Source organism: Bradyrhizobium sp. BR 1432 (genome assembly GCF_051547705.1).
GTDB classification, from domain to species: Bacteria; Pseudomonadota; Alphaproteobacteria; order Rhizobiales; family Xanthobacteraceae; genus Bradyrhizobium; species Bradyrhizobium zhanjiangense.
In genome coordinates this window covers 8464182-8475598 of the sequence record NZ_JBPUGF010000003.1, presented here as the reverse complement: position 1 = coordinate 8475598, position 11417 = coordinate 8464182, and the positions used below count along the sequence as shown (strand labels likewise).

The 11417-nt window shown below is 64.9% G+C and carries 11 protein-coding genes; 5 read left to right on the top strand and 6 right to left on the bottom strand.

Going from position 1 to position 11417, the window contains the following annotated elements; all coding sequences use genetic code 11:
• Positions 1–4 precede the first annotated feature (4 nt).
• Positions 5–727, bottom strand: coding sequence for a DUF72 domain-containing protein (locus ACSKB8_RS40920; RefSeq protein WP_438110257.1), 723 nt, complete (start codon positions 725–727; stop codon positions 5–7).
• A gap of 115 nt (positions 728–842) precedes the next feature.
• On the opposite strand from ACSKB8_RS40920, the gene ACSKB8_RS40915 reads away from it, so the two are divergent.
• The gene (locus ACSKB8_RS40915) at positions 843–1058 is read left to right on the top strand and encodes a hypothetical protein (RefSeq protein WP_438110255.1); all 216 of its coding nucleotides are present in this window, start codon (positions 843–845) and stop codon (positions 1056–1058) included.
• A 6-nt stretch (positions 1059–1064) separates the two neighbouring features.
• On the opposite strand, the gene ACSKB8_RS40910 is transcribed toward ACSKB8_RS40915, so the two are convergent.
• The 4 genes from ACSKB8_RS40910 to ACSKB8_RS40895 all read right to left on the bottom strand — a co-directional run bounded on the left by ACSKB8_RS40910 (position 1065) and on the right by ACSKB8_RS40895 (position 6237).
• On the bottom strand, positions 1065–2213 hold the full coding sequence (locus ACSKB8_RS40910) for an amidohydrolase (protein ID WP_438110253.1): 1149 nt from the start codon (positions 2211–2213) through the stop codon (positions 1065–1067).
• A 283-nt stretch (positions 2214–2496) separates the two neighbouring features.
• The gene (locus tag ACSKB8_RS40905) at positions 2497–3585 is read right to left on the bottom strand and encodes a mandelate racemase/muconate lactonizing enzyme family protein (protein ID WP_438110251.1); all 1089 of its coding nucleotides are present in this window, start codon (positions 3583–3585) and stop codon (positions 2497–2499) included.
• 74 nt (positions 3586–3659) lie between these two features.
• The gene (locus ACSKB8_RS40900) at positions 3660–4853 is read right to left on the bottom strand and encodes a M20/M25/M40 family metallo-hydrolase (RefSeq protein WP_438110250.1); all 1194 of its coding nucleotides are present in this window, start codon (positions 4851–4853) and stop codon (positions 3660–3662) included.
• A gap of 136 nt (positions 4854–4989) precedes the next feature.
• Positions 4990–6237, bottom strand: coding sequence for an MFS transporter (locus ACSKB8_RS40895; protein WP_438110248.1), 1248 nt, complete (start codon positions 6235–6237; stop codon positions 4990–4992).
• 306 nt (positions 6238–6543) lie between these two features.
• Here ACSKB8_RS40895 and ACSKB8_RS40890 point away from each other — a divergent pair, with 306 nt between their 5' ends.
• From ACSKB8_RS40890 to ACSKB8_RS40875, 4 genes are all read left to right on the top strand, one after another.
• Entirely contained in the window at positions 6544–7974 is a 1431-nt protein-coding gene (locus tag ACSKB8_RS40890) for a TAXI family TRAP transporter solute-binding subunit (RefSeq protein WP_438110246.1), read from the top strand.
• A gap of 155 nt (positions 7975–8129) precedes the next feature.
• Entirely contained in the window at positions 8130–8354 is a 225-nt protein-coding gene (locus ACSKB8_RS40885) for a hypothetical protein (RefSeq protein ID WP_091893699.1), read from the top strand.
• 175 nt (positions 8355–8529) lie between these two features.
• Positions 8530–8709, top strand: coding sequence for a hypothetical protein (locus ACSKB8_RS40880; RefSeq protein ID WP_091893701.1), 180 nt, complete (start codon positions 8530–8532; stop codon positions 8707–8709).
• 324 nt (positions 8710–9033) lie between these two features.
• Entirely contained in the window at positions 9034–10941 is a 1908-nt protein-coding gene (locus ACSKB8_RS40875; protein WP_438110244.1) for an outer membrane protein assembly factor BamB family protein, read from the top strand.
• A gap of 79 nt (positions 10942–11020) precedes the next feature.
• On the opposite strand, the gene ACSKB8_RS40870 is transcribed toward ACSKB8_RS40875, so the two are convergent.
• Positions 11021–11413, bottom strand: a complete 393-nt coding sequence (locus ACSKB8_RS40870; RefSeq protein ID WP_438110243.1) for an avidin/streptavidin family protein — start codon at positions 11411–11413, stop codon at positions 11021–11023.
• Positions 11414–11417 lie beyond the last annotated feature (4 nt).

Here is an 11417-nt window from a genome sequence, read left to right as displayed (position 1 = left end):
CCTGCTACAGCAACTGCTTCAACGCCCGTGCATCGGCCGGTGCCGCGCTCTTCTGGTCGTTGTCGAAATAGACATAGACGTCACAGCCCTGCCGCTTCCACGACTTGATCCGTCGCGCCCATTGCGCGAGCGTGGCTTTGGTATAGTGCCCGTGATAGCGCCCGCTCGGGCCGTGTCCGCGCACATAGACGAAATCCGCCGTGCGCTTCCATGGTGCCGGCGCATCGTGATGGTCGGACAGGCACAGCGAGATGTTCTCGTCGGCCAGCATTCGCAGAATGCGCGGTTGATACCAGCTCGGATGACGGAATTCGAAGCTGTAGCGTCGCCTCCGCGACAACAGCTTGAAGAAGGCGGCGAGGCGGTCGGCGTCCGCCTCGAATTGCGGCGGGAGCTGGAACAGGATCGGGCCGGCCTTGCCGCCCAGCCGTGAGATGCGATCCTCCAGCAGCTCGAGGCTGTTGACGGAGCGGCCCGACAGGCGCTTCCAGTGCGTGATGAATTTCGACGCCTTCCAGGCGAAGACGAAATCACGCCCGGTCTGCTCCCGCCACCCTTTCACCGCCTCCGGCGTCGGCGTGCGGTAGAACACGCCGTTCAGCTCGGTGGTGTCGAATTGTCCGGCGTAGTAGCGAAGCTGCTCTTTCAGCGTCACGCCCTTGGGAAAGAACGGGCCTCGCCAGGAGGCGTAGTGCCAGCCGGAGGTGCCGATCAGAACGCGCGCCATCTTTTGCGTGCCATCCGTTGCCATTTGCCGGAAGGGAACGTCCGTGCGGCCGATACGTTGCTCGTGAACTTAGAGCGTTTTCGATAATGCTCTAGCCAACGCAGGACCGGAACCGATGTACGCGCTGTTCGAAGGCAACAAGCAGATCGGCAGTCCCTTTCCCACCGAGAAAGAGGTGTGGGAAGCCGCCTTGATCGAGGGACTGGTGACCGACGTTCCCGTCGCGGACGAGGAGGGCGGCCATCTTTTGCCCGCCGGTTATCACGTCGAGCGGGTTGACGAGGTTTGCGAGCCGCTGCCGGACTGGAAGCTGCCGCGCGAGATTTCCTGAGCAGGCCTAGTTCGACGCCAACGCCGTCTTGGCGACCTCGGCCATCCAGCTCGACGCGACCGGGAGGATCGCGTCGTTGAAATCATAGCGCGGGCCGTGTAGCTCCGCGCCGTCGCGCAAGTCCCCATTGCCGATCCAGACGAAGGCGCCCGGCCGCTGCTGGAGGTAGAACGCAAAATCCTCGCCGGCCATGCTGGGCGCGAGGTCGCGCCGCACGGGAGCCTGCACCTTCTCCGCAGCGATGCGGGCGAGGCCCGCTTCCGCCGGCGTGTTGATCACCACGCCCACACCCATGACGATCTCGGGCGTGACCTTGACGCCAAAGCTGGTCGCGATGCCAGCGCACGTGCGCTCGATCCCGTCGAGGATGGTGTCCTTGACCGCATCGCGGTGGTATCGCAGCGTGCCGCGGATCACGACGCGTCCGGCGATCTGGTTCGGCGCGGTGCCGCCTTCGATCGTGCACAGCGAGAGCACGGCGGTGTCGAGCGGATCGACGCCGCGCGCCACGATCGATTGCAGTGCCACGATCAGATGGCCGGCCGCCATCACCGGATCGCGCGTCAGATGCGGCATGCCGGCATGCCCGGCATGGCCCTCGATGGTGATGGTGATGCGTCCGCCGGAGGCCATGACGACGCCGTCATGGACCGCGATGGTGCCGGCGGCAAGGCCCGGCCAGTTGTGAAAGCCGAACACCCGCTCCATCGGAAAGCGGTCGAACAGCCCGGCCGCGACCATCGCGCGCGAGCCGCCAAAACCTTCCTCGGCCGGCTGGAAGATGAAATCGACCGTGCCGCTCCAATCGGTGTCGGCGGCGAGCAGCGCCGCCGCGCCGAGCAGCGAGGCGGTGTGCCCGTCATGGCCGCAGGCATGCATCACGCCGGGCGTTTTTGAGGCGTAGGGCAGGCCGGTGTCCTCGGTGATCGGCAACGCATCCATGTCGGCGCGCAGGCCGACGCGCCTCTGCGCATGCCCGCGCATCAAGGTCGCGACGATGCCGTGCCCGCCGATGTCTGAGACGAAGGGGATGCCGAGCTCGGTGAGCCTATCCTGCACGAAAGCGGCGGTGGCGTTCTCCTGGAGGGACAATTCGGGATGCGCATGCAGGTGCTGGCGCCACGCGGTCAGTTTCTGGTGCAGCTCGGGTGTCAAGATGGGTGACTCTCGCAAGGTATTGGCGGCGGCACCCATAGCGGCAATATCCGTGCACTGCATCCAGCACGTTGGAATGCCTCGCGTGCAGCAACGTCGCTCGCCGTCAGCTCGGTGCGAACTTCGGGCAAGGTGTGCTCCCTCCCCCGCTTGCGCGGGAGGGGTGGGGAGAGGGTTGGCTCCGCAATGGGATTCCCCAAGAGGAAAGAACCCTCACCCGTATCGCATCTTTCGATGCGATACGACCTCTCCCGCAAGCGGGAGAGGTTAAGCGCACCGCCCGCTACCCCGCCAGCTTCGCCAGCCCCTTCCAGTCAAAACCGATGCCGTGGCCGGGCCGGTCCGGCGCCAGCGCCATGCCGTCCTTCAGCACCAGCGGATGCTCGATATATTTGTCCAGCCCGAAACCATGCGCCTCCAGATAGGAGCGGTTCGGACAGGCCGCGAGCAGATGCACGGTGATGTCGTGCGCACCGTGGCTGGTGACCGGCAGGTTGAAGGCCTCGGCCAGCCGCGCGATCTTCATGAACGCACTCACGCCGCCGCAATTGGTGACGTCGGGTTCGGGATAGGACACCGCGCCACTGGCGATGTAGTTCTTGAACTCCCACAGCGAGCGCAAATTCTCGCCGGCCGCGATCGGCACGCCACCGGCCTGCATGATCCGTGCGTGGCCTGCGACGTCATCGGGGATGATCGGCTCCTCGAGCCAAGTGAGGTCGTAGGGAACGAAAGCACGCGCGGCGCGGATCGCCTCCTCGACCGTCCATTTCATGTTGGCGTCCGCCATCAGCGGAAAACCGTCGCCGAGATGCTGCCGCATCGCGGAGACACGGGCGACGTCGGATTTCAGGTCGGGCCGGCCGACCTTCATCTTGATGGCGCGAAATCCCTTGGCGAGATTGCCGTCGGTCTGCTTGAGCAGCGCATCGACGGAAAGATCGAGGTCGATGCCGCCGGCATAACACGGCACGGCCGCGTCGAAACCGCCGAGCAGGCGGAACAGCGGCAGCTTGGCGCGCCGCGCCTTCAGGTCCCACAGCGCGATATCGAGCGCGGACAGCGCCAGCACCACCGGCCCGCCGCGGCCGCCATAATGCAGCGCCCACCAGAGGTGATGCCAGATCGCTTCGGTGTCGTCGGCCTCGCGTCCCTCGATCAGCGCGGGGATCTCGCGCGTGAGGATGTCGGCCGCGGCGCCGCCGTTGCGCCCGACAGTGTAGGTGTAGCCGACACCCTCGGCGCCGTCGGCATCACGGATGCGGCAGGTGATCAGCTCGAACGCGGCGATCTCGCCATGGGTGGAGTCGGAGAGCGTGATGGGGAGGGGGATCCGGTAGAGTCCGGTCTCGGTCGTTGTGATACGCGCCATGGTTCCTTCCTGCGTTTTCTTTGCAGGCTAGGACGGTGCGCACCGGCGGGCAAGCGCGCACCGTGCAGGGCGGCTCACCGCATCGTCGCGAGCTGCAGCGCCAGCGCGCAGGCGCGGTCGTATTCGTCGAGATTGATCCATTCGTCGATCGTGTGCGCCTCGTTCTGTCCGGCGCCGAAGGTCACGGTCGGAATGCCGTGGCGGACCATCCAGTTGGCATCCAAGCCGCCATTGGCGGCGCGCACGTTCGGAGTTCCGCCCACGGCAGAGACCGCCGCGATCGCGCGTTTGACCACGGGCAGGCTCTCCTTCATGCGGAACGGATAATAGTCGGTCTGCGCCTTGAACTTGACCTTGCCGGATTTGCCTTGCGCGTTGGTGACTTTCTTGGCGGCCTTCTCGAACGCGGCCTTGTAGGCCTTGGTGATCTCCTTGAAGAACTTTCCGTCATGGCTGCGGCATTCGCCGCGCACATGCACGTAGTCGGTGACGACATTGGTGGCATCGCCCGCCGGGCGGCCCTCGCCGCCGGTGACGGGACCGACATTGCTGGTGCCTTGCTGCTTGCCCTTCACCACCTTGCCGAACCAGCCGCCCGCCTTCACCTCGGCGAGCGCCAGCGCCATGATCATGGTCGAGGAGATGCCGCGCTCCGGCGCCACGCCGGCGTGGGAGGCGCGGCCGAAGATCTCGACGGTCCAGCGGTCGGCGCCGACCGCGCCGATGACGACGTTGGAGGCCGAGCCGCCGTCATAGTTGAAGGCCATCACCGGCGCGCCGAGCTCGTCGAGCTTGACGTGGCGCGCGCCATAGAGCCCGCTCTCCTCGCGCACGCAGAACAAGAGCGTGATCGGCGGATGATCGAGCTTCTGCTTCGCAAGCTCTGCGGCCAGCGTCACCAGCACGCCGCAGCCGCAGCGATTGTCGCCGCCGAGCGCGGTCTTGGCCGCGTTGACGATCTTGCGGCCTGATTTCTTCGGCTTCGCGCCGGCGCAGAGCGGCACGGTGTCCATGTGGGTCATGAACATGATGCGCGGCTGGTTGTGCAGCGCGCCGCGGCCGGGCAGGTCGACGATGAGGTTGCCGGTCTCGGTCGGCACGGGAATGCGGGTGTTGGCATCGTCGAGCCGGATCGCCTTGGCCGGCACGCCGCATTCCTTCAGCGCGGCCGTGAGCTCTCGCCCGATCGCCGCCTCCTGTCCCGTCACGCCCTCGACGGAGAGGAAGCGCATGAGGCGGTCGGTGGCGGCTTTGGTGTCGACGGGCATGAGCGATTCCTTTGGCGGGCGGGGCGCGTCATCCTAGAGCATGATCCGGAAAAGTGTGCAGCGGTTTTCCGAAAAGATCATGCTCAAACAAATAACCTAAAAGCGCGATGACGATTCATTCTGATCTCATCGCGCTTTATGGGCTTGGCGAGGTGTAAGCCAAGAAGATCAGCACGCCGAATGCCAGCATGGCAGCCATGAACAGCAGCACCGCCGGCAGGCCGGCGAGCGCCGCCACCGCACCGGTGACCGACTGCATCAAGGCCGCGCCGAGAAAGAATGCGAGGTTCACGGCCGCGAGCGCCTTGCCCGCGGTTTGCGCATCGACCAGCTGCCGGGACATGCCGAACAGCAACGGCTGCGCGGAGGTCGCAAGGCCAATGAGCACGAACAGCACAAGGTCGTATTGTGGCGGCATCGATGGCAGGCCGAACAGCACGGAGACCGGGTAATGCGGCGCCCCCAACGCCATCAGCGCCAGGAGCAGCGCCCCGACCATATGCGAGGCCGCCACCAGCGCGCGGCGGCGGCCCAGCCTCCGGTCGATCATGCCGATGCACAGCGGGCCGGCGATCATCGCCAGCGTGAACGCGCCGAGCTGGTTGCCGGCCTCGACCCGCGACAGGTCCTTGACCTGCATCAGCCACGGTCCGCCCCACAGGCCGCGCAGCACCAGCGAGCTCGCGAGCGATACCAGCGCCAACGCGATCAGGCCGCGCAAGGGCCGCGACAGTCCGAGCCGGAGCACCTCGATCATCTGCGATAGCGGCGAGGAATCGTCCTTGTGCTCGGCCGCCTGGTGCGGCACCAGCGCGAACACGGCGAGCGCCACCGCGACGCCGCCAGCTGCGGAGATCCAGAACCCGGCGCGCCAGCCCCAATTGTCGACTACAAAGGCGAGCGGGCTCGACGACAGCAGCATGCCGATATTGCCGATCGAGAGGATCGCGCCCGACCATAGCCCGAAGCGGCCGGCCGACAATTGCTTGGCGGCAAGAGTCATCGGGCACATCAGCATGCCCGAGGTGGCAACGCCGAGCAGCACCTGCCCGACTGCAAAGCTCGCAGGCCGGGTCGCAAACCCCGACGCGATGGCACCGATCACGGTTCCCGCGAGCAGGCTGAGCGCCACCGGCCGCACGCCGAAGCGATCCATCGCCGCGCCGACCGGGATCTGCGCCGCGGCAAAGGCGAAGGGATAGACCGAGGTGAGGCTGGCGAGCGCCTGCGGCTCCATGTCGAAATCCGCCGCCATCAGGTCAAGGCTGACGGCCGGAATGGTGCGCAGCAGGGTCGAGAGCATGTGGCCGCAGGCCAGCGCGAGCAGCGCAAAGATCAGCGCGCGGGTGCCATCTCCCGCGTCTTTCGTGGCAGCGGTCGTCATGGGCGTCCCGTCCCGAGAAGATTTCGGATCGGCGTACATGATCGCGGGGCGGGCGCCAATGGCGGCAGCGGGACCCCCTCATTCCGGAATGTGGCTTCTCTGGATCACCGCGCGAAAGACCAGGTGTGCAGGCAGCCGGCAATCAGCATGACCCTTGCCGAGTGCCGGCCGTCACGACGGCGCGCTTGGCAGGCGTTCAGGCGGCCTCGGACGGTTGTGAACCAGGACGGCCGCCAAGACGTTATGCTCGGGAAAACGTGGTATCCTGCCAAGCGGGAGGCGCCTTGATCTGCGGCGGCAGCGGCAATGTCCTCGTCCGAGAGTCCAAGTCAGACGACCAGTGACGCGGCCCGCCGAGAGCGGAGAAGGAGCAATTCCTTACTGTTGGTCCTCGCCGTTGGATTTCTTGTTTTCGGCGCCGCAACGGGTGCACTCTATTATGCGTTGCGGCCGGACATTCTCCGGATCGCCGTTGGACCGCCGGGCAGCGACGACTACAAAGTCATTCAGGCGATGGCCGATGCCTTCGGCAGCGAAAGCCGAACTATCAGGCTGGCTCCGATCAAAACCGAAGGGGCGGTGGAGTCTCTCGCTCTGCTTGGGGCTGGCAAGGCGGACCTTGCCGTCGGCCGCGGCGACCTGGAAATGCCCGCCGCGGCGCAAACCGTCGCCGTCTTGCGCAAGAACTTCGTTGTGCTGTGGGCGCCGTCTGGACTTGCCGGCAAGAGTTCGAAAAGAAGGAGCCCGCCGAAAATCAAGGAGGTCGCCGATCTCGCAGGGCGCCGTGTCGGCGTGATCGGGCGGGCCCCGGCGAACGCCGCGTTGCTGCGCGTCATCCTGAGCGCCGCCGGAGTGCAGGCGGACAAGGTCGCGGTGACGCACTTTGGCACTGAACAGATCCAGGAGCTGGCGCGCGATCGCACCCTCGATGCATTCATGGCGGTCGGGCCGCTCGACAGCAAAATTACAGCGGAGGCCGTCGTCGCAACGGCGCGGGCACGCGGCGAGCCGAAGTTTCTCGCCATCGAGACATCGGAAGCGATCGCCCTGAAGTATCCCCGCTATGAATCCGAGGAGATTCCGCCCAGCGTCTTCAATGCGGATCCAGCCTGGCCGGATGACAAAGTTGAGACAGTCAGCGTCAGCCATCTCATCGTGGCGAGAAAGACCTTGTCCGAAACGACGGTCGCCGCCTTTTTCCGGCAGCTCTTTGCCATTCGCCAGACGATTGCGCGGCTGGCCCCCGGCGCTGCGCACATCACCAAGCCGGACCTCGAGAAGGACACCGAGCTGCAGGTCCATCGGGGAGCGGCGGCCGTCATCGACGGCAATGAACGCACCTTCCTCGACCGGTATGGCGATTACTTCTGGTTCGGGCTCCTGCTTCTCTCCGGAATCGGCTCGGCCGGCGCCTGGTTGCGTCGCTATTTGAACCGCGACGAAAGGGAGGACAACACCAGCCATCGCAAGAGAATCCTGGCCATGGTTTCCAGCGCGCGCACCGTGGAATCCAATCAGGAACTTCTGGCCCTGCAGCGCGAGGCCGACGCCATCATCGCTGAAACGCTCGAGTGCTACGATGACGGCGCTATCGAGGGGGAGGAGCTGGCGGCATTTGGGCTGGTGCTCGACCTCTTGGGCAATGCCATTGCCGAGAGGCGAGCCGCGTTGCAACGCGCCACAATCGAAACCGTTCGCGGCGCGGTAGCGGGCCATGGCGCTACGCCGCGCGGATGAGGGCGGCCATCTGAACCTGTCGCAGCTGGCTCCGCGGTGCCCGCGACGGCTGCCAGCCGCCTCGCCGTACTCATCTCCGTTCGGGGGCCTTCGGTCGGCGGACGATAGGAACAAAAAAGACATCGTCGCTCTTACCTCGGTCAGGAGATCTACTCATGCTGTCCTCAAGACCGCCACGGCCCATCCGCACAACGCTCGATCTTGCGAACGCAGTGCAGGTCAAGTCCGTACGCAGGCGGCTTCGCATCTCCAATACCGATCTGGTCAGGATCGTCGACAAGATCGGCAACTCACTAACGGCCATAGAGAAGGAAGTGGAGATCGAGAAGCTGACCGTTCAGCAGTGTAATGCCAAGGATACGCCCACGACCCTCGAATAAATTCAAGTCATCAAGTCGAAGAGGAGAATTGCGAAGAACGGCCTGATTACCTCATAGGGCTCGTCGTTGTGATCGCGGCCATTCTTTCGTTCTTTGGCTTGCGATGATCGTCTCGGTCCCGCAGGCTGACGCACCGCCGATCCGGTGAAGTCATTCGCAATTTCGCGTGCAGAAAATGGATGATCCGCACCAGGTGAATACCATCATCGCCACGACGGTTTGCGCGTTCTTCAAAGGACATCCTGACGTCCAAATCGGAACCGAAGAAGCCAAGCTGCTGGCCAAGCAGATCACTGAAGCCCTGAACGAGGCTGGGCTGCAGATTGCTGCCGTCAATGAGATCACGCCGCGCTAGCGCGGACATCAATCCGCCTAAAGTCCCGATGAATCCGCCGAAATTGGCTCTCTGCGGACCCTCACCCTTCCTGCCAACGTCCCGTTTGCGCCCGAGAACTGCCGTTTCGGGTCCTTCCCGAGGCGCCTACGAGGCAGACGCCGCGCAAGCGGATAAGCCGCGGCGCAGGCGGCCCGTCACAGGACCGTATCGCGAGATGACCGCCACCGGTAATCCTGGATCCCTCAAGCTCGCTTTGGTTGTTTATTCGTGGTACGCGTTGACGACCGCGCGCGCTGATCTTCTGTTGCCGAAGCACGCTTCAGTTATGCGAGGGAGGCGAGAATGACGAGTACGGCCAGGCGCCGCTCTGGATGCACGCTCTCCGCACGCCTCCTGCTTGGAGTGGGCATATTGCTCACTGGCGTGCTTCCGGTTCATGCGGAGGAGGCGCTAAACTCGCGTGGCGAGGTGCTCTACCGCACCCGCTGCGCATCGTGCCACGAGGGTGGCGTGGCACGTGCGCCTGACGCCAACGCGCTGCGGCAATTCAGGCCTGAGCGCATGAGCTTTGCCTTGATGTTCGGCATGATGAGCCAGCAGGGGCGCGACCTGAGCCAACGCGAAATTCAGGCCATCGTTCGCTATCTCGTCGGGACAGCGCCGGAGCAGCAGCAAGCACTGCCGGATTCCACGTGCGATGTGCGGGGCCCCGCGGTAGCGGACGCTTCGTTGCCGCGCTGGAACGGCTGGGGCGTCGACATCGCTCAACACCGGTTTCAACCCGCTGCCATGGCCCAGCTTTCGCCGGACGATGTTCCGCGTCTGAAGCTCAAATGGGCGTTCGGCTTTCCCGGCGATACCAGAGCCTACGCGCAGCCGACGGTTTGGGGCGGCCGGGTCTTCGTGGGCAGTGCGGGGGGCAAGGTCTATGCGCTGGATGCCAGACTTGGCTGCCAGCGCTGGGTGTTCGACGCCGGCTTTGGCGTACGCACCGCGATCACCATCGGCGAGGATGAGCGGGGCACGACCGCCTATTTCGGCGATCAACGCGGTGAAACTTATGCGCTCGATGCCGAGAGCGGAAAGCTGCTGTGGAGGCGACGTGTCGATGCGCATGCGGGAGCCGTGATCACGGGCGCGCCGACATTGGCCAATAATGTGCTTTATGTGCCAGTCTCCTCCGTCGAAGAGGTATTGGCGATCGATCCACACTATTCTTGCTGCACCTTCCGCGGTCTGATCGCCGCGCTCGACGCCAGGACCGGCGAGGTGCTGTGGCGCGGCTATGTCAGCCCGCCGGCCCGGCCAATCCGCCTCAACGAGATCGGTGTCCAACTCTTCGGACCCTCTGGCGGCGCGATCTGGTCGTCGCCGACCGTCGACCTCAAGACAAGTCGGATCTATGCGACGACGGGCGACAGTTATCTGGACCCGGCTTCCACGACCTCCGACGCGTTTGTGGCCTTCGATCTGGGCACCGGACGGCTCGTCTGGTCGCGGCAGCTGACCGAGGGTGATGCCTACAACGTCGCGTGCAGCAGCCAGTATCGCGCTAACTGCCCCGGCACCAAGGGTCCCGATTTCGATTTCGGCTCCTCTCCGATGCTGGTCGATCTACTTGACGGACGTCGTGCGCTCATTGCCGGCCAGAAATCCGGCATGGTGTACGCGCTCGATCCGGACCGCGATGGTGCCATCATCTGGCAGCGCCGGGTGGGACTCGGCAGCACACTCGGCGGCGTGCAATGGGGCTCGGCTGCGGATGATGCGAACGTCTATGTCGCGGTGTCGGATGTCGGCATGAAGGCCGTGCCGCCGGCCGCCCCCGGCGCGCAGAAATCGGTCTTCGGGATACCCATGAAGCTCGATCCAAGTCAGGGCGGCGGGCTGTATGCGATGACCCAGGCGACGGGCGAGATCGTCTGGCACGCGGCACATCCGGGCTGCGGAGATCGGCCGGGATGCAGCCCTGCGCAGTCGGCTGCGGTAACCGCCATTCCTGGTGTGGTGTTCTCCGGCGGACTGGACGGCCACCTGCGGGCCTATGCCGCCAAGAGCGGCGAGATCATCTGGGACGTCGACACCATGCGGGACTATGCGACCGTAAACGGCGTGTCGGCGCATGGCGGCTCGCTCGATGGGCCGGGACCGGTGATCGCCGGGGGCATCCTCTACGTCAACTCGGGCTACACCAATTATGGTACCGCGCCCGGCAACGTGCTGCTCGCCTTCTCCGTGGACGGACAGTAGGCGGGAGTTTTCGCGCAACGCGGTTGGAATTCACGAGAAAGTCCGCTGTGCGCCGTAAGCAGAGCGAAGCGGACACGATTTATGAGTGGCCGTAGCTCCGTTCGAACGTATCGACGTTCGAGGTCACGGCGCGCCACCAATTCTGTGGTTTCAGCTTCGCCGGCTCACCCTCCCTGGCCGCGCTCAGCGCTTGGTCTGCGATCACGAACCAGGCGGTCTCCATCTTTCCGTGGCGCAGCAGTCCGGTATAGGAGACGGCCCGGTCGCCCGTCGCAGATGAGCCCACCGCGACAAAGGCGATGCAATTGCCCTTGTGAAACCCGGTGATCGGCACCGCCTGCCCGTAAAAACCGCTGTCTTCGAGCGCGGTCTCGAAATTCCCCGCGATGCGGCCGTTCGCATCATCAGTGATGCGCAAGATGGAGCCGAATTGATTTCGCCAATTGCCGACCCAAGCCATGTCGGATCCCATGTCG

Coding starts and splice junctions, on each gene's coding strand:
- ACSKB8_RS40915 (WP_438110255.1), top strand. CDS start 843: ATGTACGCGCTGTTCGAAGGCAACAAGCAGATCGGCAGTCCCTTTCCC.
- ACSKB8_RS40895 (WP_438110248.1), bottom strand. CDS start 6,237: ATGACGACCGCTGCCACGAAAGACGCGGGAGATGGCACCCGCGCGCTG.
- ACSKB8_RS40900 (WP_438110250.1), bottom strand. CDS start 4,853: ATGCCCGTCGACACCAAAGCCGCCACCGACCGCCTCATGCGCTTCCTC.
- ACSKB8_RS40885 (WP_091893699.1), top strand. CDS start 8,130: ATGCTGTCCTCAAGACCGCCACGGCCCATCCGCACAACGCTCGATCTT.
- ACSKB8_RS40880 (WP_091893701.1), top strand. CDS start 8,530: ATGGATGATCCGCACCAGGTGAATACCATCATCGCCACGACGGTTTGC.
- ACSKB8_RS40870 (WP_438110243.1), bottom strand. CDS start 11,413: ATGGGATCCGACATGGCTTGGGTCGGCAATTGGCGAAATCAATTCGGC.
- ACSKB8_RS40905 (WP_438110251.1), bottom strand. CDS start 3,585: ATGGCGCGTATCACAACGACCGAGACCGGACTCTACCGGATCCCCCTC.
- ACSKB8_RS40890 (WP_438110246.1), top strand. CDS start 6,544: ATGTCCTCGTCCGAGAGTCCAAGTCAGACGACCAGTGACGCGGCCCGC.
- ACSKB8_RS40920 (WP_438110257.1), bottom strand. CDS start 727: ATGGCGCGCGTTCTGATCGGCACCTCCGGCTGGCACTACGCCTCCTGG.
- ACSKB8_RS40875 (WP_438110244.1), top strand. CDS start 9,034: ATGACGAGTACGGCCAGGCGCCGCTCTGGATGCACGCTCTCCGCACGC.